This window comes from Brevibacillus brevis NBRC 100599, from assembly GCF_000010165.1.
GTDB lineage: Bacteria > Bacillota > Bacilli > Brevibacillales > Brevibacillaceae > Brevibacillus > Brevibacillus brevis_D.
Genome location: NC_012491.1, coordinates 1,510,251 through 1,531,324, shown reverse-complemented (window position 1 = coordinate 1,531,324; position 21,074 = coordinate 1,510,251). Strand labels below are relative to the sequence as shown.

Here is a 21,074-nt window from a genome sequence, read left to right as displayed (position 1 = left end):
TGCGGGCAACAGAAACGCAACCGTGCCCGCACGACGAAGCGGCTACCACTTTTACGTTTCCCCGCAAATCCCTTCGGAGCGGACAGTCTCAACCCTCAGCAGGACGGAGCCTTGAGCCCAGACTGGAAATATTCTTCTCTTCACCTCAGCCACATAAGTGTCGCTGTAGTGGTGGGGAGGAAACAGGAGAAAACGCTCAGCTTCTTGTCCCACCCACTGGGGGATTCACTGCCCGACTCCATGCAAAAAGCGAAACCGCGTCCAAAGTGGTCCTTTCAGGATGCCTTCTCAGAGGTGGACGCTTAAGGGCGTGTTTCGCTTTTTGCATTCCGTCTCGGTCGGTGTACCAAAGATCTTCGCTGTTTTCTCCTGTTTCCTCTACGAGCTTCCGTGTTTACCGATCTTTTAACGACCTAAAAGATTGAAGTATGTGAGAAATTCCGACAGAGAAGAATATTTCCAGACGTAGCGACTTGTGGAGTCCTACCCAGCGGAGAAGGGATTTGCGGGCAAAAGAAACGCAACCGTGCCCGAGCGACGTAGCGGCTACCACTTTTGCGTTTCCCCGCAAATCCCTTCGGAGCGGACAGTCTCAACCCTCAGCAGGACGGAGCCTGGAGCCCAGACTGGAAATATTCTTCTCCTCACCACAGCCAATACACAGCACATAAAAAAGACCCTTGTCCTAAAACAAAGGTCTTCTCCATTAAAAACTTATTCACCTAAATCAACGTTATGGTACACCTGCTGCACATCGTCCAAGTCTTCCAAAGCATCGATCAGCTTTTCGAATTGCGCTTGTACATCTTCTGTCAGCGTTACTTCGTTTTGTGGCAGCATAGTCAGTTCAGCTACCGTAAACTCTGAAACGCCACCATTTTTGAGTGCTTCTTGTACAGCGTGGAACTGTTCTGCATCTGCGTAAACGATGACAGCACCGTCTTCTTCCAAAATGTCGCGCACGTCTACGTCCGCTTCCATCAAGATTTCCAACACCTCATCAGAGGATTTGCCTTCCAAACCAAATACCGCTGTTGGGTCAAACATATAAGCAACCGAACCGGATACGCCCATGTTACCGCCGTTTTTGTTGAAAGCGGCACGCACTTCAGGAGCTGTGCGGTTTACGTTGTTGGTCAGTGCATCCACGATGATCATGGAACCGTTTGGCCCAAAGCCTTCATAGCGCAGATCGCTAAACGTTTCATCAGAGCCGCCCTTTGCTTTATCAATCGCGCGGTCGATAATCGCTTTCGGTACGCTGTACGTTTTAGCACGCTCCAGGACGACCTTCAGAGCACGGTTGGACTCTGGGTCCGGCTCGCCTTGCTTTGCCGCTACGTAAATTTCCTTCCCGAACCTTGCGTAAATACGACTGGTGCTCGCGTCTTTAGAAGCTTTCTTCTCTTTAATATTGTTCCACTTACGACCCATAATCCCACTCTCTTTCAATATGACAGATTAAATATGAATACTCCGGATTCCTTTTGCACACTAGCCTATTATACCTCAATCTGATGAAGGATGTTAAGCAGTGGAAGAATTTAAAAGCACAGCCCCTGATTAGGAGAGCTGTGCTTTGCTTTTACGAAGCTTATTTCTTGGTCAATCCTTCGTAAATCGTCTTGATATTCCATTCCATCATTTTGATGTACGTATCACCATCTTCTCCCGGCTTTCCGAGCGAATCTGTAAATACTTTCCCGACAATCGGTACACCCGTTTCATTCGATACCATCTCCATGCTGCGCGGATCGATACTCGTCTCTACGAACAGAGCCGGGATTTTCTTCGCACGGATTGTATCGACCACCTGTGTGACCTGCTCTGGTGTTCCTTGGTTCTCAGCGTTGATTTCCCAAATGTATGCCGCTTCAAAATCGTACGCTTCGCTGAAATATTTGAACGCTCCCTCGCTCGTCACAAGCAAACGCTGTTCTTTCGGAATCTGGTTGTACTGCTTAACCGCTTCCTCGTGTAGCGCAGTCAGCTGTTCGATGTACTTCTTGGCGTTTTGCTCATACGTTTCCTTGTGCGCTGGGTCCACCTTGATCAGGGCATTTTTGGCGTTCTCCGCATACTTGATGCCATTGCGTACATCCAGCCAAGCGTGCGGGTCTTCTTCGCTCTCCTTGCCTTTGGTCGTCAAGTGCTTAGCTGCTACGCCTTCACTGAGACGGAACACGGGTGCATCCGGACCTGTTTTGCCTGCTGTGGTCATTAGCTTATCGAACCAGGAGTTACCTGCTTCCAAATTCAGTCCGTTGTAGAAAACCGCGTCTGCATCCGTCGTTTTTTGCACGTCAGCAGGTAGTGGGTCATATTCATGAGGATTGGAGCCAATCGGAGCGAGACTATGAATCTCTACTCGATCTCCCCCAACATTTTTCACGATGTCATACAGAATCGAATACGTGGTTACGACCTGTAGCTTGTCACTCTCTGATTTCGTGGGCTCGTTCGCACTTTGCGGAGCACCACACGCTGCCATTAATACGGTTGCTAGTAGAAAAACGAAAAGCAGATTCCACTTCTTCATGACGATAATTCTCCTTTACTTTAAGAGCTCGATTCGTTTTTGCCGAGCTCGGATTGATTTCCATACCACCCCGTGTTTTCGGGAGAAGAGAAAGGCCAGGAAGAAGAGCACAGTTGCAACCACGACAATCGTGGCACCAGAGGCCAAATTATAGGTAAAACTAAAATAAAGACCAATAACCGAAGACAGCATCCCAAAACCGCCAGCCAAGAAGATCATGATCGACAAACGGTCCGTCAAAAGATAAGCGGTAGCAGCCGGTGTAATCAACATGGCGACTACGAGCACGATTCCTACGGTTTGCAAGGAAGCGACAGTTACCATCGTCAGCAAGGTCATCAGCAAGTAATGAATGAGGTTGTTACGCAAGCCGTAGGCAGCAGCAATGGTCGGATCGAACGAAGTCAGTAACAGTTCTTTGAAAAAAGCGTAGACTGTCACGATGACGATGACCCCGATACCAACCGTCACCCACATATCTGACGAGCGCACAGCTAATACATTCCCGAATAAAATGTGATACAGATCGGTACTGCTTTTCAGCATCGTAACCATGATGATTCCAATTGCAAAGGCGGACGTGAACAAAATTCCAATCGCCGTGTCATTCTTGATGCGGCTATTTTGGCTCACGTAGCCAATTCCAACTGCGGTTAGCACACCCGTTAAAACAGCGCCCACGAAGAAATTGATCCCAAAAGCATAGGAGAGAGCCACCCCAGGCAAAACAGCGTGTGAGATGGCATCCCCCATCAAAGACATTCCGCGCAAGATGATAAAGCTACCGATGACGCCGCAGATTAACCCAACCACTACAGATGTAAACAATGCTTTTTGCAAAAACTCATACTGTCCAATTGCCATCAAGAAATCCATTATGCAAGCACCTCGGTCTTTTCGAGAAATGGGAGTTGATAGGAATATGCTCTCGACATGACTTCTCGATTCAGTACTTCATCGACCGTACCAAACTTGATCAATTCTTTGTTCATGAGAAGAAGCTGATCAAAATACGCATATGCTTTGGACAAGTCATGATGGACGACCACGATTGTTTTATCCTGAAATTGCAGCTCTTTCAAAATGCGAATGATGGTGTCCTCACTCGCTACATCAATCCCCACAAACGGCTCGTCCAGAAGCAGTAGCTCCGGTTTTTGTGCAAGTGCCCTTGCGAGAAAGACACGCTGTTGCTGCCCGCCGGAGAGCTCCCCAATCTGCCTGTCGCGGAAATCCTCCAGCCCTACTCTTCTCAAGCATTCCAGCGCCCACGCTTTTTCTTTTTTTTTCGGAAATTTGAATAGTCCGACGCTTGGATAGGTTCCGATCAGTACGGTATCCATGACGGTGATCGGAAACGTCCAATCAATCATGCTCCGCTGTGGTACATAGGCGATTTTCTTCCGGAATTCATTTGTCTCTTTCCCAAAAATCCGCACATTCCCCTTGTCTCTCGGAATGAGGTCCAAGAGCGCTTTGATCAGGGTTGACTTCCCTGCCCCGTTTGGACCGATGATTCCAACCATACTCCCTAGCTCAACGTCAAACGAGACATCCCGAACAACTTCGTTCCCAAAGTAGGAGACATGCAAGTCCCTTACCGCGATAGCCGATTCCATGCTTCTTCCCTCCAAATGATAGCCCGTTGTATGATCCCGTCCAGAAAACGATGGTGAAACGGGTAATTCCTATCTGCATATATGCCTACACACAACAATGTAGTCTTGTACCAATAATATTTACTCAAGAAAACTAATGTGGTTATGTATAAAAAAGTTTCCTTAATGCAAAATTAAATGATTTCCATTCTCATGTCAATATCTTCTTTTTTCTGAAATACAAAAAAAGTGCGGCCTTTGTTTAAAAAAGCCAACACTTCCAAAATGTTCCTATCTCGTTCATAATTAAAAGCTTTTTTTCTATAAAAATAAATAAACATATGTGAAACAACAATAGTTATGTTAATATGAACATTATCTGTTTGGTAAAAATCTAAAAATTAAAAACTAACTAAAAATAGAGAGAGGTGGATCGTATGCAGGATCAAAAATTGGAGAGAGGTCTGAAAAACAGACACGTACAACTTATCGCGATCGGCGGAGCAATCGGAACAGGATTATTTTTGGGCGCAGGAAAATCGATTCATTTGGCCGGCCCATCCATCTTATTTGCTTACTTGATTACAGGCATCATCTGCTTTTTAATCATGCGCTCACTCGGGGAGCTCCTCTTGAGCAATTTGAACTACCATTCTTTTGTGGATTTCGTCAAAGACTATTTGGGGAATATGGCCGCATTTGTCACGGGCTGGACTTACTGGTTTTGCTGGATTTCCATCGCCATGGCCGACCTGACAGCTGTTGGTCTTTATACGCAATTTTGGTTTCCGGAAATACCGCAGTGGATGCCAGGCTTAATCGCCCTCGTGATTTTGTTAATCATGAACCTGGCGACCGTGAAGCTTTTTGGAGAAATGGAATTTTGGTTCGCGCTGGTTAAGGTCATCGCGATTCTCGCTCTGATTTTTGTCGGCATTTTCATGATCATCAAGGGCTTTTCTACGAATGCTGGTGCGTCCAGCTTCACCAATCTCTGGAGTCATGGCGGTATGTTCCCGAACGGCTTCAATGGGTTCCTTCTCTCCTTCCAGATGGTCGTGTTCGCATTTGTTGGAATCGAGCTCGTCGGTCTGACAGCCGGTGAAACAGAAGACCCAAAACGAGTCATTCCAAAAGCGATTAACCAAATCCCGATTCGGATTTTGATTTTCTATGTTGGCGCACTCATCGTCATCATGAGCATTTATCCTTGGAACGCGATCAACCCGTTAGAGAGTCCGTTTGTGCAGGTCTTCGCAGCGATTGGCATTGCAGCCGCTGCCGGTATCGTTAACTTTGTCGTACTGACATCTGCCGCTTCCGCATGTAATAGCGCCATTTTCAGTACAAGCCGTATGGTCTACTCCCTTGCCAAAGAAAAGAATGCACCTGTGCCCCTTACCAAACTGACTGCCAATAAGGTTCCGGCAAATGCACTCCTCTTTTCGACGATTGTTATCCTTATCGCCGTTGTCTTGAATTACGTCATGCCAGAAGGCGTATTTACACTGATCACTAGCGTTTCGACCGTTTGCTTTATCTTTATTTGGGGAATTACCGTCATCTGTCATTTGAAATATCGCAAAACGAGACCAGATTTAGCAAAAGCGAATTCGTTTAAAATGCCGCTCTATCCGTTTGCCAACTACCTGATCCTGGCATTCCTGGCCTTCATTCTGGTCGTGCTGGCTCTCGCGGAAGATACACGAGTCGCCTTGTTCATCACACCTGTGTGGTTTATTTTACTCGTTGCGATTTACAAACTGCGGAAAACAAAGACAAATGAAATAGAGGTAGCAGAACACTAAGCAGTGCCTCCTGTTTTCACTTTCAACAACGGTGAAAATGGGAGGTGCTTTATTTTGGTATGTCCTCGTGATAATCCCCTTCAAATACCCCTTCGATCACAAGCCCCTTCTTGCATTTTAGGTAGTACATAAACGGAAAATAGGAGACGCAGCCAAACAAGACTGTACCCACCCCATACAGCAACGGTACAGAAAGCAACTGCAAAATTCCCGCTATCCATCCCTTTACCTGCATACTGAATAGCAATGCTTCCGAAGTGCTCAACTGCCCCATTACGAGTAATAATAAAAAACGGAAGGCCCCATCCAAAATCCCAATTGAAACCCCAGCGCCTACGCACAGCTTTAGGTAGGACGATATTTTTAGGTATTTGACTTTTACTCTCGTCATCCACTGCACCCTCTTTTTCAAAAATTTTTCTAAGAGAAAACTAGCTTCCTTCGCCTCCGATGTGTACGATATGTAAAAAACCAAATCCAGCATGAGGTGATAGTAAACATGACACAGCAACATTCGTCCTTTGCAAGACCTCCACTCGCAGATTGCATTCCTGATCTCGTTGCCTTTTCCAGAGGGGAGAAAAAAGCGACCCTCTTCATCCATAACGGCACTCTCGTCAATGTTCTCTCCGGTGAAATCTTGCCGAATATGTCCATCGCTGTTGTTGGCACCCGTATCGCCTATGTCGGTCCTTTTGTGGAAGGAATGACGGATGAATCCACCACGATCATCGATGCAAAAGGAAAGTATATGGCACCAGGACTGTTAGACGGGCACTGTCATATCGAAAGCAGCATGCTGTCCGTGACGCAGTTCGCCAATGCGGTATTGCCGCTCGGAACGACAGGCGGCTTTTTCGACGCGCATGAGATCTCGAATGTTCTCGGTCTACCCGGTTTGCGAATCATGCTGGATGAGGCGAGACAAACCCCGATGGCTGCTTACATGCAGGTCGCTTCCTGCGTCCCTTCAACGGATGCTTCTTTTGAAACGGCTGGGGCAGAATTCGGACCAGCCGAGGTCGCGGAAGCATTGAGCTGGGGACCCGATATGATCGCACTCGGAGAAGTCATGAATTTCCCTGGTGTTGTGTACGGGGACCCGAAAATGATTGGAGAAATTCAAGCGACACTTCGGGCAGGAAAAGTAGTGGATGGTCACTATACATGGCCGTCAAGTGATCCGCGTCTGGCTGCTTATGCCGCTGCGGGTGTAACCGGCGACCATGAGTGTGTGACCAGCGAAGATGTCGCACAGCGGGTACGCCTTGGCATGTATGCCAAAATGCGCCGCGGCTCAGCCTGGCACGATGTTGCGGCAACGATCAAGGCACACACCGAACAGGGCATTGACTCCCGCCGGATGATGCTCGTGTCCGATGACCGCATCTGTGATTCGTTGAAAGAAGAAGGTCATATGAACTTCATCGTCAGACATGCGATCTCGCAAGGAGTCAAGCCTGTGACTGCCTTCCAGATGGCGACCATTAATACAGCAGAACGATTCGGTGTCGCACGAGATGTAGGTTCGATCGCACCGGGTATCATCGCCGATATCATTTTGCTCGACGGGAATCTGGCTGATGTAAATGTCGTGACGACGATCGCACGCGGTGAAGTAGTGGCGGAAAACGGTGAAATGACGCTCGAGCTTTCTCCGTTCCCTTACCCTGAGTTTGCCATCAACTCTGTGAAAATCAAGGCTGAGCTCACTCCATCTGACTTCATCATCAAGACCCCCGTTCCGTCCGGGACGATCAAGACACGCGTCGCAGTTGTCCGCGAAAATCACGTAGAGACGGAAGAAGTGTTTGTCGATGTGGCTGTCGCAAATGGCGAGCTCCAGATTACGCCCGAGAGTACCTTGTGCAAAATGGCTGTTTTCGAACGCCATGGGAAAACAGGCGGCTCTGGCATCGGGATTGTCGGCAATGTCGGATTTAACCAGCCAGCAGCGATTGCCATGACTGTCGCCCATGACTGCCATAACGTGCTTGTCATCGGAAACGATGATGAGCGGATGGCACAAGCAGCCAATGCTGTGATCAGCATGCAAGGTGGTATCGCTGTCGTGACTGGAGACGGCGAAATGGTGGAGCTTCCGCTGCGTTTAGCTGGACTGATGTCGACCGAGCCTTATGAAACAGTTGTCCAGCAGTCCATGGAGATTAGCCAAGCCTTGGTGAAGGCTGGCTGCACGATGAACTACGCCTTTATGACATTGTCTTTGCTTGCTCTGGTCGTCATACCGACATTGCACATATCGGATACAGGCTTGATTCGCATTTCAGATGCAGGATTTGAGCGAGTATCACTGTTTGTGGAATAACGATGACATCCCCTCTTTTGCGAATGAGCAGAAGAGGGTTTTCTCTTTTCGCTACCCTATTCTTCGACCAACTGAACCACTTTGCCTAATTGATAGAAATAGAAAACCCCACGTGTTTGTACGAGATTCATCTGATCCAGATAGCGCAGCGTTTCCAAAGCGATGTTTCGAGCCTCTTTTACATCCTCTTCGTTCATGCTCGCAATGGCTTCCTTTAACTCCACAACCGATAAAGAATAGACAGCAGGTCGCAGCGTACGAAGCAGCATGATTTTACGGATTTGCGAGCGATTGAAAAGACGATAGCCATTTTTCTCATCGCGGGAAGTCGTAATAAGTCCAACCTTTTCCCAGTGGCGGATGGTTGAGCTGGGCAGAGAAGTCATGGTTGCTACTTCTCCAATCGTCATCCATTCGCTGATTCCAGCTTCCTCCACCTTACCTGCTCGGCCGTCTTCAAGCATCGCCAAATTTCGTTCCGCTAACTGCTTATCCCTCTGCAAATTAGCCTGTACCTCATTCACAAGCCACAGAGCAGCCTGCAACTGTTTATCCTGGATCAGCCGCATCACCTGCGCCGTCACATCCATCCCAAAGCCAGGAGACATGGCTTGAATACAGGTAAAATAAGCGACGTGTTCCTCCGTATATTTCCGGTAGCCGCTCGCTGACCGCTCTACAGGCGGAACCAGCCCATGTGCTTCATAATTTCGCAAGGCGCTTGTACTCAGCTTCAGCTTACGTGCAATATCAATAGGGCGTATGGCAGACAGCCTCCTTCCGATTTTCTTCCATCAAGATTAAAGCTAAGTTGTAAAGTTACTTCAACCGAAATTTGCTTTATTCCTTTTATTTTGGAAAAACCTTTGAATTAGCACGAATGTTGTAAGATGAATGTGAAAAGTGGAGGGAGGCGCATTAACCCATGCACAGAGCAGAATTCGAACGGCAACTAACAACACTCATTCAAAAGGGCTATCCTGAAATGGCGGGCATGACAGCAGAAGAGTTCAGGAAAAGTCTGGTCCCGCTGCAACCACTGGCAGAAGCTCTTCCCATTCAAGAAGACGAACAGCAGGAGGGCCTTATCCCTTTTGTTCTCGTGGTAAAAGGCGATTGGTTCGACGGAGAAAAAGCGATGCAAGCAATCGAGCGGAAAAAGAAAGCTGGCTTCAGTGTCATGGATGCAGAAGAAATCCGGCGATTTACACCCATCGAAAGCATCGAGATTCCTACAGGAATGGCTTACCTGATGACCGGAATTGATACAGGAAATGAGACGCTGAACATCACTCCGAATGACGCGATGCCCATCCTCTTGGAGCAACAGCGTTCTCCGCTCACGCTGGAGGAAGGGATTGCCCTGATCACTCACTTCCCGGATCGGGTAAAGAAAAACAACGGCTTTTCTCTGCTCGGCTCTCGTTGTGGCGACCGACGCGTGACAGCCATGTGGATCAGCGAAAATAAACCGAAGCTAGGCTGGTGCTGGGCCGGCAATCCTCATACGTGGCTCGGTTCAGCTTCCTGCCAAGCTCGTTTGGACGAAAAAAAACCTTGAAGCCTCACTCAAGGTTTTTTCTATCCATGAATCCATCTTCCACAAGCCTGCTTGTTTCCATGCACGCGTGCAATGGAGCTTAGTCTACCTGTGCTTTGGCTGCTCGGTTTTACTGATGAAATCTTTGTAAGCAACAATTTTACGCTCTAGCATACCATCCACATCGATTAAAGTTTTTATTTGTTGCTCAATATAATGTTTATGATCTTCTAAAAGACTCAATCGAGCTGAGGCAGTATGTTCTCCTTCTAAAAACAGGGAAGCGTACTTCTTGATTTTCGAGATAGGCATTTGCGTTTCTTTTAACTTGATAACAAATCGCAGCCATTGAATATGCGAATCGCTATATCGCCTGTCACCGCTTTCATCGCGATCCGGAATCATTATTTTTTCCTTTTCATAATACCGCAGCGTATGTGTGCTTATCCCTAATAGATGTGCCACTTCACCAATCTTGCGCATGAGAACCCTCCGAATAGTTTTTACACCCTTGACTTAGAGTTTACTCTAATCTGTATACTCAATGAAACATTCCATCTCCATGGAAGCTATTGAATAAATTCAGGAGGGATATACATGAATTATACGGTCATTACGGGAGCAAGCTCAGGAATTGGTTTTGAAACCGCTCTGGCATTTGCTGCTCGTGGAAAAAACTTAATTTTAGCAGCTCGTCGAACAGAGGAATTAGAAAAGCTCCAATCAAAAGTGGCTGAAATCAACGCAAAATTGGATGTGGTCATTCGGACAGTTGACTTAAGTGTGCGCGCAAATGTTCATGACTTTTACGACAGTCTAAAGGATTATGAGATTGAGACCTGGATTAACAATGCAGGGTTTGGAAACTTTGCTTCTGTCGGGGAACAAGATTTGAATAAAATTGAGTCCATGCTTCACTTGAATATTGAAGCACTAACGATTCTATCTTCTCGTTATGCTCGTGACTATGCACATGTGAATGGAACGCAAATCATCAATATCTCTTCAGGCGGAGGTTACAGAATCATCGCTAACGCCGTGACCTATTGCGCGACGAAGTTCTATGTTAGTGCCTTTACGGAAGGTCTGGCACAAGAATTGAGGGAGAACGGAGCAGCCATGCAAGCAAAAGTATTGGCACCTGCTGCAACAGAGACCGAGTTTGCGAAGCGTTCCCTTGATATGGATCACTTTGAATATGCTGGTGCAGTTCCTAAGTTCCATACAGCTAAACAAATGGCCGGTTTCTTACTCGATTTATATGACAGTGAGAAGGTCGTTGGAATCGTGAATGGAGCAACATATGAGTTCGAGCTTAGAGATCCAATCTTCACGTATGTACCAAGGCCAAGCAACTAGTTTTTTGTCACTCCTAGACGTTTTCCGCATAAAAAAGAGGATGAGCAAGTCTCATCCCCTTTTTTGTGATTACACCATTACTTTGCAAATATCGTTCGTAAACTCAACCGGGTCTTGAATTGGCAAGCCTTCGATCAAGAGAGCCTGATTGTACAGAAGTGCCGTATACAAATTGACCTTTTCCTTGTCTGTGTCAAATGCACCCTTCAACGACTGGAACACCGCATGGTTCACATTAATCTCCAGTACCTTGTCTGCCTTCACACTCGGATTGTTTGGCATCGCATTCAGGATTTTTTCCATTTCAATCGTCACTTCACCCTCTGTCGACAAGCAGACAGGGTGTGACTTCAAGCGCTTGGAAGCTTTTACAGCTTTGACTTTTCCTTCGAGCAGCGATGCCATATAGTCGAACAGATCTTTGTTGTTCTCGTTTTCGGCTTCGGCTGCTTTTTCTTCTTCGCCCGGTTCGATTCCCAAATCCCCGCTCGATACGGATTTGAATTCCTTTTCCTTGTAGTTCATCATCATTTTGATCGCGAACTCATCGACGTCATCTGTGAAGTACAGGATTTCGTAGCCTTTCTCGGATACGAGCTCAGTTTGCGGCAGCTTCTCGATTCGCTCGATCGACTCGCCGGACGCGTAGTAGATGTACTTTTGATCTTCTGGCATTCTCTCTACATACTCTTGTAGCGTCACCAGCTTTTTCTCTTTGGAAGAGTAGAACATCAGCAGGTCTTGCAATGTTTCTTTATGCGTTCCGTAGTCGCTGTACATGCCGTATTTCAACTGTCTGCCAAATGACTTGTAGAACAGCTCATATTTTTCCCGCTCTGTTTTCAGCAAGCTTTGGAGCTGGCTTTTGATTTTGCTCGTGATGTTTTTCGCAATCAGCTTCAATTGACGGTCATGCTGGAGCATCTCACGGGAAATGTTGAGCGACAGGCTCTCGGAGTCAACCATCCCTTTAACAAAGCTGAAGTAGTCTGGAAGCAGGTCCGCGCATTTGTTCATGATCAGTACGCCGTTCGCATACAGCTCCAAACCTTTTTCGTACTCCTTCGAGTAGTAATCAAATGGCATGCTCTCCGGGATGTACAAAATCGCCTGATAAACAACGGCTCCATCTGCATTAATGTGGATGTGTCCCAGCGGCTTGTCGAAGCCGTAATGCTTGCTCGCATAAAACTGTTCGTAATCCTCTGTTGTCAGCTCGCTTTTATTTTTACGCCAAATCGGAACCATGCTGTTCACGATTTGTTCTTCCGTCACTTGTTCGTATTCGTTTTCGCTGCCCTCTTTTGGCTTATGCTGGGTAATGTCCATTTTGATCGGGTAACGAATGAAGTCGGAGTACTTTTTGATAATCGCTTTTAAACGGTACTCTTCCAAAAACTCGTCGTAGTTCTCTTCTTCTGTATTCTCCTTGATTTCGAGAATGATTTCGGTCCCGACCAAATCTTTGTGACAAGGCTCGATCGTGTAGCCATCCGCACCGCTGGACTCCCATTTGTACCCCGTGTCGCTGCCCAGTGCTTTACTGATGACCGTAACCTTGTCGGCAACCATGAAGGCCGAGTAGAAGCCTACGCCGAATTGACCGATGATGTTGTAGCCATCCTTTGCGTCGTTTTCTTTTTTGAACGCCAACGAACCGCTCTTCGCAATGACACCCAGATTATTTTCCAGTTCATCCTGCGTCATGCCGATCCCGGTATCTGTCAGGGTCAAAGTTCTGGTATCTTTGTTAACCGCTATTTTGATAAAATAGTTCTCTTTATCAAACACCAATTGCTCATCGACGAGCGATTTGTAGTAGATTTTGTCAATCGCGTCACTGGAATTAGAGATCAATTCGCGCAAAAAGATTTCCTTTTGTGTGTAAATTGAATGGATCATCATTTCCAACAGACGTGTAGATTCTGCTTGAAACTGCTTTTTTTCCATGAAAAAATACCCACCCTTCCGGACTTCTTATGTATTCCTTTTTCAATATTAGCACTCTCACCTCGCGAGTGCTATTTACTATTTTTATAACAGTCTTAGATTTTTCTGTCAATATGAACCTGCCAGTCTGTGCGTCCATCTGTGACGAGGTGCCGCCCCTCCTACCGTTACGAACCACAAAAGCGAAGAAGAAACCCTCGGGGTCAATTGCCCAAGGGTCTCCTTTACTTGCTACTGATTATTTCACTGGAATATAGCCCGTTTTTTCTACTAATTCTTGTCCCTGCGGAGACAAAATCCATTCGATCAGTTTCTCTGCATTCGGATTGTCCGTCCCTGCTGTCACTGCGTAAAACTCCGCCGCAAACGGATACGCTCTGTTTTTTATCGTTTCCTTATTAGGCTTAACCCCATCAATAGCGAGTAGACGAATGTTTCCGTTTCGCACCATCTCCGTGGCATAAAACAAGAACGAGTAACCGATGGCATTCGAATAATTTCTGTAGTTGGCTGTTTGCTCAATGATTCCACCCATTCCTGTTACCACGTCTTCTTGTGGCGCTTTCATGAGCTCTTTACCTCCCATGATCTTCTTGAGCATCGTCTGACTCCCGCTATTTTCCGGACGCTGAAAGGCGCGAATGAACTCATACCCACCCCCGACTTCCTCCCAAGAAATGATGTCTCCCGCATAGATGCCCCGAATCTGCTGAGTAGTGAGTCCCTGAACAAGACTCTCTGCATGGACAAAAAAGACAAAGGCTTCCCTTCCGATTGGGGTCAGCTTCAGCTCAACGCCTTTTTCTTTGGCTGCTAGGAGCTGTTCCTCGGAAGGAGCTGCTGCAAAGATGACATCGACTTTGCCATCCAATAAGTTTTCGTACGCTTTTGGCGTTTTGCTTACCATGACTTCGCTGTTCTCAAGGTCGTAATCCTTCTTGGGATAAACAGCCTGCACAAAGGAAGCGTAAAGAGGATACAAGGCAGTCGCCCCATCTATTTTGGGCAAATCAGACTGTAATGACAGTGTCGCAGGTTGATCAAGCTTTTGAATTTTGGAGCCTGTACGAAACGGTTTATATTGTTCCTGATCGACCTCTGCCTCACTGACCATAGGAATGCTATTATGGTAATAGCTGCTGATCTCATATCCTGCAACTGGCAGCGTACAAAAGAGAAAATAGACAAAGAGGGCTCTGTTCCATAACCGACTCTTTTGCGGGGCGAACATTTGCCCGATGATGTAAAGGATAAAAACGACTGTCGTGACAGCGACAAGTAGGGAATAAACTCTTCCCTGTGCGTTCAAGGCAGTCATTACCATCGCCACGACTCCGATCACAGTAATGATCGCACCTAAAACGATACAGCCGAAGACTTTTCCTACCAATTCTTTATTCATTCCTTCTCCTCCCAGTTCTCCTACCGTTATTATAAGTGATTGGAAGAGATTAGGAAGGAGAAGCATACCAAACGAGCCAATTCACTCGACACCTAACCATTCCTTATAGTTTGTTGCCCATTTTTGCAAATCATTAATGAACAGACTGGCGTGATAGCCATCACAAACCGCATGATGGACCTGCAAAGAAACAGGCAATAACGTTTTGCCTTCTTGCTCGAAATACTTTCCGCTCGTAATGATCGGCAGCAAATATCGCCCATCTCCCGTAATATTCAGATTAAACCCACTAAAGCTAACCCAGGGAATACACGAGACAGGGAACGTATAAGGCGGTTCCAACTCTTTTGCCACAAGACCTTTGTTGTCCCCGTACTGCTTCATATCCGCTACGTAATTTTGATAAAACACAGGGAACTCGTCGTCGAATTCCGTCCACATCGTAGAAAAAGTTTGATCGTCCTGGTGAAAAAAAGTATAGCTGGGTATCATGCTCTCCCAATAGCCCAACTCGCCATCCGCATGAAAGGAAGTCCGAAATTCACGATGCGCATTGACAACGTTTGTCACCATATACAGAAAAGCCGGGTACAGCTTCATCCCCTTTTGCCGTAGAGCGGGCAGCAATTCCGTTATATCTATGTTGGCAGTCATACTGAAAGTGCAATTCACTCGGTTCAGATAATGCTCGAAATAAGACCTTCTGCTCCAATTATCTAGATCGATTCGCTGAAATTCCATTGGATATCCCTCCTAAAATCGAAACCATCATGATTTTAGGAGGTGATTTTGCGTGTCCTTTTCATAACACCATCCCCTTCTCCAATCCTGCCTTACCCTTCCAGCATACCATTTGTATCTCTTCCTGACATCAGACTGCCACAAGAAGAGTACCGCTCATTCAAGAGGCAAAGTTATTTTAAATAGAGTCGTATACCGTTGATTTCTTTCAAAATGAATGGTCCCCTGATGTAACGTTATAATTTTTTTACAAATGGCTAGACCGAGTCCGGTGCTATCTTTCACAGGATTGCTCCCTTTTATGAACTCTTCAAAAATGTGTTCCCTAACATCCTTTTGAACACCTATACCGTTATCACCCAACCACAGAACAACGCCGGTCTCTATTTTCTCGCATGAAACGAATAGCTGCGTTCCCGGAGGATTATGTTTTAGTGAGTTACCGATCAAATTCGTAATAACGCGGTTCATATGCATTTTGTCGAACATGACAAACAGCGGCTCCTCTGGAATTTTCACTTCCAACTGAAATCCCCTATCTTCTATTTCCGGATAAAATTCCGCAACAAGCTGCATAAACCACTTACTAATATTCACCTTTTCTTGATCCAGTCTCACGTGCTGGTCTTCCAGCTTTGCCAGTTCGAACAAATTTTGAATCAAATGGGCCATATAAGACGATTTGTCGTTAATATATTGAACATACTGACGCCTTTGCTCTTCTTCTAGCTCCGGCCTATCCAGCAACAACTGAGAATACCCGAATACAGAGGTAATCGGTGTTTTCAGATCATGAGACAAATGCAACAGCATGTTTCTTTTGTTGTTCGCTACCGCTTCTTTCTCTTCAGAGGTCTGCTGTAGTCGTTCTGCCATTCCGTTAAATGCTTCTCGGATTTCTGCAAATTCCATTTCAGCCGAAAATGTAAGCCTCTTCTGATAATTGAAGCCTTCCATCTCTTTAATGCCCTCTACAATTTGCCGGAGAGGCTTCTTCATCTTCAAGACGGAGTACCGGGTGTAGAAATAAAGGGCGATGAACAACAGAACGACAAACAACGCTAGTAAGATTCCAAACGCCAATGATATAATTTCCGACCGCTCAGGAATTTTCCATAACAGAACATAGGTCTCACCCTCTGGCCCTTGCACTTGAAAGGCATGGTAGAAAATTGAATCATCATTTCGCAGTATGTCCACTTTAGCGTACAGCATTCCATCGCTATATGTCATGATATTGTCTTCCTTGTTGCCTTTTACATAGATGACTGTCCCCGATTCATCCACGATCTCGAACCAGCCACCGTACTCGTCTAACAACCGACCATCAATCTTTTCAAAAGGGTACTGGTATATTTTACTGCCGTCCACTCGGGTCAAATCAGGCGATTTATCAAAATAGTTGTCCATCAACAGGTCTGTCCCCAAAAGAGCAATCATAATCGTGCATAAGAACAAACAGCTTATCACAACATAGTGCCGAAAAAACAGTTGTTTTAACGGCGGCTTGTCGGGGATGCTCTCATTTTTTTTCAAAACGGTAGCCTAACCCCCTGATCGTAATAAGATAAACTGGCTTTCTTGGGTTATCCTCAATCTTCTCCCTGAGTTTGCTGATATAGACCATGATGAGGTTTTCATCCCCTATGTATTCCTGCCCCCAAACATGCTCGTAAATGGATGCTTTTGTAAAAACTCTCCCCGCATGCTTCATCAGTAAAGACAAAATCTTGAACTCGTACGATGTCACTTCTTTCTGCTGTCCATTTTTGTACAGCTTACAGCTCACCAAATCGAGCATGACATCGCCAATTTGTATGATTTCATGGTTCTGCTTTTCACCTTTAGAAAATACATCCATTCTTCTGAATAACGCTTGAACTCTGCTGACGACTTCTATGGGGTTAAAAGGCTTCCCCACATAGTCGTCAGCGCCAAGCTGCAGTCCAATAATTTTATCCATATCGTCCGATTTAGCGGACAGGAACAAAAACGGAACTTCGGAAATATGTCGAATCTTTTTTAATAACTCGTATCCATCCATCATCGGCATCATAATATCAGCAATAACCAGATCGATTTGCACGTTTGAGAATACAGCCAGCGCATCAACCCCATTACCTGCTTCATAAGTAGCAAACCCGTAATTTTTCAAATAAATACTGAGTAGTTCACGAATTTGTGCTTCATCGTCGATGATCAGTATCGTTTTGATTGTATTTCCCTCCATCGCCTCATGTCGCAACGAAGCACAAATAAGAAGTCAGAGCTTGTTGTACACTAAAATAATTGGTCTGCGAACCGAGATAGTAACGCAGCCGCTTCTTTCCTTACCATCAGCTGCTCTGATTTATAATCGAGACTGCCATCTCTGCCTTTCACCACTTCTGGTCCGTATAATCCTTTTGCCACTACGAAATGGACTCCCTCTAAAGCCCAAGCATCTGTCCTACCACTCAACTTGGCTTTTTTCGGTTCTGCATGAAGATAGCCAAATGCCATGCGCCATACGATGGATGCTGCTTCTTGACGCGTCAATGGCTCGTTCGGATAAAATTTGCCATCAGCAGATGCTTTTAGTAAACCTAACTCGTAAGCTGATTGAATTTCCCGCGCATACTTGTTACCTGAAAGATCCGTGTAAATCGGTTTATGCTTTGATGGGGCAATACCACTCCACTTGATGAACCAGCCAACAAACTCTCCTTTTGTTATCTGTTGTTCGGGCGAAAAGCGATTGTCTCCTTCCATATCAGCAAAGACACCGATCTGTCTCAGGTGATAAATATAGGACGCATATGGATGGTCATTCTCCACATCCTGATAACGTTGCGGCTCAGGCATTTTTTCTGCCCAACTATCTGATTTTAACTCGTAATAGAAAGCCCGCACATCTCCGTGATCGTTCAGCTTAAAAGCAGCTTTACTACCTTGTTCATCCTGGAATAAGAGTGGCTCCACCTCATATAGGACATGTTCTCCCAGTGAGTCTTTTACAATGAGTTTGCCGCCTTCAGCACGTATACGGGTCGTCCACATCCGGTTTCGCAAATCGCTGTATGTCCCTTCAAACTTCGTGAGTTCTTGTTTCGCTAACTCAAACACTCCCTTTTTCTGCTCATTTTTCGGGTAGTAATGATCCATAAACGCTTTAATCAAAGGTATACGAATTTCGTAGTCCTTATTGACTGTAACAAATACTCCCACTTTTTCTTCCGGGATCAACCACATCCCGGTATGGTATCCTTGTAAATCCCCTGCTTTTTCAATAACATATTGTCCATTGTAATTTTGCTGGTTGGCATATTCGAAACCAAGCGCCATGTTATTCAGCTTTGGATGCACGGAAAGATGAGGTCTGTGCATTTCTGCCGCCGTTTCTTCTTCCATAATCGTCTCATTCCCAAGCTTTCCTTTATTGAGATGAGCAATCATGAATTTAGCCATATCAGAACCAGTTGAGAGCATTCCACCATCAGGAAGCTCAGTTGGTACCATTGCATAAGTCGGGATCGGCTGTCCGATAATATTATAAGGTACAGCCAACTCTTTGACTATTGACGTCAGTCGAAAATCACTATTTTCCATGCCAAGCGGCTTAAAGATGCGTTCCTGCACGTATTCACCAAATGGTTTTCCTGCTACTTGTTCCACAACATAACCTTGAATGTCGAAGCCGAGGTTGTCATATCTGTAAAACTCTCCTGGCTTGCGAATGACATTTGGGAGATTGTCCATAACGAATTTCTTTAAAGGAACCTCCCGTTTCAAGTCGGTTGTTGAACCGTCAGAAGTGTCTCCAAAGTCAAATCCAGTGGAGTTCGTTAACAGATGTTTCATTGTAAGAGGAGTGCCTGTCTTATTCGGAATCCGGGCACCCCCCATATATGCGGATACATCTTTGTTCAAATCTATTTTTCCTTGCTCCGCCAATTGCATAACGGCTGTAGCTGTAATAACCTTGGATACTGACGCTACACGGAATACAGTCCGATCAGGATCGACCGGAATCTTCTTCTCTACATCCGCATATCCATACCCTTTTTTAAAAAGGACCTTGTCTCCTTTTACAACTACAAATGAAGCTCCTGCCATGTTGTTCTTAATTTCTGACTGGTTAAAAAATTCATCTGCAAATTGCTCTACCTCTCTCGGATCATCCGGCCCAGATACAGAAGATGCGAACACTTTGGTTGGAGAAACAACTCCGCTTACAAGGCTGACGCTCATAGTAGTTACAAGTACAGTCGCCATTAATGTCTGTAACTTCGAAAACATTTTCATAAGATTGCTCCTCTTCTTTACCCTTATTTCCTTCTCTAGAAGAATACACAATCAGTCTTAATCGTATTTCTATACAACCTTAATAGAACATGAATTTTTTGCTTGTTCATGCAAAAACCCCTGATTTCTCAGGGGCACGCTCCTCTATTCTCTCGATATCTGTCTCATATCCATATACAACACATTCCACCGATGACCATCCAAATCAGCGAAGCCCGCCCCGTACATCCCTGGACCATGTTCCCGTGGCTCACTGAAAACAGTGCCCCCAGCCTCTTTCACCTTATTCACCAATTCATCCACTTCTTCTCTGCTCTCGGCATCAATCGAAAACAACACTTCCGTTCCGCGTTTCGTATCTGCCAATTCATTTTGCGTAAACGATTGGAAGGTATCCTCTGGAAACAGCATGATGAGCATGTTTTTTTCGCCGATTACCAAGCCCGCCATCTCTTTGCTATTCTCATGGCGAGGATGAAAAGAGAAACCGAGTGCGGCAAAAAATGATTTGGACTTTTCGAGGTCCTTGACGGGCAAATTGATCCAAAGCTCTTTTGTCATGGGAAATTCTCCTTCGCGTTTTGTTTGGATGATACTCATTCTTCTCCTTTAAAGCATAGCAGAATCATGCTCGAACGCTTCTTCTCGATTGCTATTTTTTGTTAAACCATTCATCCATATTATTTCCGATATTGACACTCGGAATTAGAAGCGATAAAGTATTGGATAAACTCGGTTTTATAAGCGCGAAAATTCTAAAAACAGTAACGAGGTGGACACATGGCAAACGATTTGATTCAAGCAATTACCCTGTTAAAACAAAAAGAATGGGTCGATCTTACGCACACATTCGGTCCGGAATCTCCGCACTTCCACGCCTTTGACGCCGCCGAATTCCAAACACTGTTCACGCATGACGACGGCTTCTTTGCCCAGCGCTTCTCTTTTCCTGGACAGTACGGTACGCACTTGGATGCACCCATTCACTTCGTGCGCAACAAGCGTTACTTGGACGAGATCGAACTAAAAGAACTCGTATTGCCGCTCGTCGTCATCGACAAATCAAAAGAAGCCGAAGCCAACAACGACTATTCGCTTTCCGTGGAAGACATTTTGCACTTTGAAAACGAGCATGGTCAAATCGAGAGCGGCTCCTTCGTCGCCTTGCGTACAGATTGGAGCAAGCGCTGGCCAGATGTGGAGGCCTTCAACAATAAGGATGCAGATGGAAACAACCACGCTCCTGGCTGGTCATTGGAGGCTTTACAATTTTTGTTCGCGGAAAGACAAATCAAAGCAGTCGGTCACGAAACCTTTGATACAGATGCGACGATTGATTACCGAAAAAACGGAGCACTTTTGGGTGAGTATTTCGTCCTCGATCAAGACACCTATCAAGTAGAGCTGCTCAAAAATCTCGATAAGCTCCCGGCAAAAGGCGCTGTCATTGTAAACATTACACCCAAGCCTGAAAAAGCCTCCGGGTTTCCGGTTCGCTCGTTCGCCATATTGCCTTAAAGCTAA

At 45.7% G+C, this 21,074-nt stretch carries 19 protein-coding genes; 5 read left to right on the top strand and 14 right to left on the bottom strand.

Features of this window, described 5'->3' with window-relative positions:
• Positions 1–714 precede the first annotated feature (714 nt).
• The 4 genes from BBR47_RS07735 to BBR47_RS07720 all read right to left on the bottom strand — a co-directional run bounded on the left by BBR47_RS07735 (position 715) and on the right by BBR47_RS07720 (position 4,158).
• Positions 715–1,434 (bottom strand): YebC/PmpR family DNA-binding transcriptional regulator, encoded by a 720-nt coding sequence (locus BBR47_RS07735; RefSeq protein WP_012685207.1) that lies wholly within the window; start codon positions 1,432–1,434, stop codon positions 715–717.
• A 160-nt stretch (positions 1,435–1,594) separates the two neighbouring features.
• Complete coding sequence (locus BBR47_RS07730) at positions 1,595–2,539, bottom strand: metal ABC transporter substrate-binding protein (RefSeq protein ID WP_012685206.1); 945 nt, start codon at positions 2,537–2,539, stop codon at positions 1,595–1,597.
• Positions 2,540–2,554: 15 nt separating this feature from the next.
• On the bottom strand, positions 2,555–3,415 hold the full coding sequence (locus tag BBR47_RS07725) for a metal ABC transporter permease (RefSeq protein WP_012685205.1): 861 nt from the start codon (positions 3,413–3,415) through the stop codon (positions 2,555–2,557).
• Complete coding sequence (locus BBR47_RS07720) at positions 3,415–4,158, bottom strand: metal ABC transporter ATP-binding protein (RefSeq protein WP_012685204.1); 744 nt, start codon at positions 4,156–4,158, stop codon at positions 3,415–3,417. Before BBR47_RS07720 ends, BBR47_RS07725 begins: the two co-directional genes overlap by 1 nt.
• Before the next feature lie 416 nt (positions 4,159–4,574).
• Between BBR47_RS07720 and BBR47_RS07715 the strand changes: the two genes are divergently transcribed.
• Positions 4,575–5,945, top strand: a complete 1,371-nt coding sequence (locus BBR47_RS07715; RefSeq protein ID WP_041749305.1) for an amino acid permease — start codon at positions 4,575–4,577, stop codon at positions 5,943–5,945.
• A 49-nt stretch (positions 5,946–5,994) separates the two neighbouring features.
• Here BBR47_RS07715 and BBR47_RS07710 read toward each other — a convergent pair whose 3' ends face one another.
• Complete coding sequence (locus BBR47_RS07710) at positions 5,995–6,336, bottom strand: hypothetical protein (RefSeq protein ID WP_041749304.1); 342 nt, start codon at positions 6,334–6,336, stop codon at positions 5,995–5,997.
• A gap of 108 nt (positions 6,337–6,444) precedes the next feature.
• On the opposite strand from BBR47_RS07710, the gene BBR47_RS07705 reads away from it, so the two are divergent.
• Entirely contained in the window at positions 6,445–8,274 is a 1,830-nt protein-coding gene (locus BBR47_RS07705; RefSeq protein ID WP_012685201.1) for an adenine deaminase, read from the top strand.
• A gap of 56 nt (positions 8,275–8,330) precedes the next feature.
• Here the strand turns inward: BBR47_RS07705 and BBR47_RS07700 are convergent, their stop codons facing one another.
• The gene (locus tag BBR47_RS07700; RefSeq protein ID WP_041749303.1) at positions 8,331–9,038 is read right to left on the bottom strand and encodes a MerR family DNA-binding transcriptional regulator; all 708 of its coding nucleotides are present in this window, start codon (positions 9,036–9,038) and stop codon (positions 8,331–8,333) included.
• A 161-nt stretch (positions 9,039–9,199) separates the two neighbouring features.
• Here BBR47_RS07700 and BBR47_RS07695 point away from each other — a divergent pair, with 161 nt between their 5' ends.
• Positions 9,200–9,835 (top strand): DUF5701 family protein, encoded by a 636-nt coding sequence (locus BBR47_RS07695; protein WP_012685199.1) that lies wholly within the window; start codon positions 9,200–9,202, stop codon positions 9,833–9,835.
• A gap of 84 nt (positions 9,836–9,919) precedes the next feature.
• Here BBR47_RS07695 and BBR47_RS07690 read toward each other — a convergent pair whose 3' ends face one another.
• Positions 9,920–10,297, bottom strand: a complete 378-nt coding sequence (locus BBR47_RS07690; RefSeq protein ID WP_012685198.1) for a MerR family transcriptional regulator — start codon at positions 10,295–10,297, stop codon at positions 9,920–9,922.
• A 114-nt stretch (positions 10,298–10,411) separates the two neighbouring features.
• On the opposite strand from BBR47_RS07690, the gene BBR47_RS07685 reads away from it, so the two are divergent.
• Entirely contained in the window at positions 10,412–11,173 is a 762-nt protein-coding gene (locus tag BBR47_RS07685) for an SDR family NAD(P)-dependent oxidoreductase (protein ID WP_012685197.1), read from the top strand.
• 69 nt (positions 11,174–11,242) lie between these two features.
• On the opposite strand, the gene htpG is transcribed toward BBR47_RS07685, so the two are convergent.
• The 7 genes from htpG to BBR47_RS07650 all read right to left on the bottom strand — a co-directional run bounded on the left by htpG (position 11,243) and on the right by BBR47_RS07650 (position 20,111).
• Positions 11,243–13,123 (bottom strand): molecular chaperone HtpG, encoded by a 1,881-nt coding sequence (htpG, locus tag BBR47_RS07680; RefSeq protein ID WP_012685196.1) that lies wholly within the window; start codon positions 13,121–13,123, stop codon positions 11,243–11,245.
• 238 nt (positions 13,124–13,361) lie between these two features.
• On the bottom strand, positions 13,362–14,525 hold the full coding sequence (locus BBR47_RS07675; protein WP_012685195.1) for a substrate-binding domain-containing protein: 1,164 nt from the start codon (positions 14,523–14,525) through the stop codon (positions 13,362–13,364).
• Between the two features lie 81 nt (positions 14,526–14,606).
• Positions 14,607–15,266 carry a type A chloramphenicol O-acetyltransferase gene (gene catA, locus BBR47_RS07670; protein ID WP_012685194.1) on the bottom strand — a complete coding sequence of 220 codons (660 nt, stop codon included), beginning with the start codon at positions 15,264–15,266 and terminating at the stop codon, positions 14,607–14,609.
• A 156-nt stretch (positions 15,267–15,422) separates the two neighbouring features.
• Positions 15,423–16,802 (bottom strand): HAMP domain-containing sensor histidine kinase, encoded by a 1,380-nt coding sequence (locus BBR47_RS07665; RefSeq protein WP_012685193.1) that lies wholly within the window; start codon positions 16,800–16,802, stop codon positions 15,423–15,425.
• The gene (locus BBR47_RS07660; RefSeq protein WP_173362196.1) at positions 16,789–17,496 is read right to left on the bottom strand and encodes a response regulator transcription factor; all 708 of its coding nucleotides are present in this window, start codon (positions 17,494–17,496) and stop codon (positions 16,789–16,791) included. Before BBR47_RS07660 ends, BBR47_RS07665 begins: the two co-directional genes overlap by 14 nt.
• A 50-nt stretch (positions 17,497–17,546) precedes the next feature.
• On the bottom strand, positions 17,547–19,550 hold the full coding sequence (locus tag BBR47_RS07655; RefSeq protein WP_012685191.1) for a serine hydrolase: 2,004 nt from the start codon (positions 19,548–19,550) through the stop codon (positions 17,547–17,549).
• A 144-nt stretch (positions 19,551–19,694) separates the two neighbouring features.
• A complete protein-coding gene (locus tag BBR47_RS07650) occupies positions 19,695–20,111 on the bottom strand; it encodes a VOC family protein (RefSeq protein ID WP_012685190.1) in 417 nt (138 codons plus the stop codon).
• A gap of 219 nt (positions 20,112–20,330) precedes the next feature.
• Here BBR47_RS07650 and BBR47_RS07645 point away from each other — a divergent pair, with 219 nt between their 5' ends.
• Entirely contained in the window at positions 20,331–21,068 is a 738-nt protein-coding gene (locus tag BBR47_RS07645) for a cyclase family protein (RefSeq protein WP_012685189.1), read from the top strand.
• The last annotated feature ends 6 nt before the right edge of the window (positions 21,069–21,074 follow it).

Excerpts from the sequence above, each read along its gene's own strand:
- BBR47_RS07655 (WP_012685191.1), bottom strand. The coding sequence starts at position 19,550 with ATGAAAATGTTTTCGAAGTTACAGACATTAATGGCGACTGTACTTGTA.
- BBR47_RS07730 (WP_012685206.1), bottom strand. The coding sequence starts at position 2,539 with ATGAAGAAGTGGAATCTGCTTTTCGTTTTTCTACTAGCAACCGTATTA.
- BBR47_RS07725 (WP_012685205.1), bottom strand. The coding sequence starts at position 3,415 with ATGGATTTCTTGATGGCAATTGGACAGTATGAGTTTTTGCAAAAAGCA.
- BBR47_RS07650 (WP_012685190.1), bottom strand. The coding sequence starts at position 20,111 with ATGACAAAAGAGCTTTGGATCAATTTGCCCGTCAAGGACCTCGAAAAG.
- catA (WP_012685194.1), bottom strand. The coding sequence starts at position 15,266 with ATGGAATTTCAGCGAATCGATCTAGATAATTGGAGCAGAAGGTCTTAT.
- BBR47_RS07675 (WP_012685195.1), bottom strand. The coding sequence starts at position 14,525 with ATGAATAAAGAATTGGTAGGAAAAGTCTTCGGCTGTATCGTTTTAGGT.
- BBR47_RS07690 (WP_012685198.1), bottom strand. The coding sequence starts at position 10,297 with ATGCGCAAGATTGGTGAAGTGGCACATCTATTAGGGATAAGCACACAT.
- BBR47_RS07660 (WP_173362196.1), bottom strand. The coding sequence starts at position 17,496 with ATGGAGGGAAATACAATCAAAACGATACTGATCATCGACGATGAAGCA.
- BBR47_RS07710 (WP_041749304.1), bottom strand. The coding sequence starts at position 6,336 with ATGACGAGAGTAAAAGTCAAATACCTAAAAATATCGTCCTACCTAAAG.
- BBR47_RS07720 (WP_012685204.1), bottom strand. The coding sequence starts at position 4,158 with ATGGAATCGGCTATCGCGGTAAGGGACTTGCATGTCTCCTACTTTGGG.
- BBR47_RS07645 (WP_012685189.1), top strand. The coding sequence starts at position 20,331 with ATGGCAAACGATTTGATTCAAGCAATTACCCTGTTAAAACAAAAAGAA.
- htpG (WP_012685196.1), bottom strand. The coding sequence starts at position 13,123 with ATGGAAAAAAAGCAGTTTCAAGCAGAATCTACACGTCTGTTGGAAATG.
- BBR47_RS07685 (WP_012685197.1), top strand. The coding sequence starts at position 10,412 with ATGAATTATACGGTCATTACGGGAGCAAGCTCAGGAATTGGTTTTGAA.
- BBR47_RS07715 (WP_041749305.1), top strand. The coding sequence starts at position 4,575 with ATGCAGGATCAAAAATTGGAGAGAGGTCTGAAAAACAGACACGTACAA.
- BBR47_RS07705 (WP_012685201.1), top strand. The coding sequence starts at position 6,445 with ATGACACAGCAACATTCGTCCTTTGCAAGACCTCCACTCGCAGATTGC.
- BBR47_RS07735 (WP_012685207.1), bottom strand. The coding sequence starts at position 1,434 with ATGGGTCGTAAGTGGAACAATATTAAAGAGAAGAAAGCTTCTAAAGAC.
- BBR47_RS07695 (WP_012685199.1), top strand. The coding sequence starts at position 9,200 with ATGCACAGAGCAGAATTCGAACGGCAACTAACAACACTCATTCAAAAG.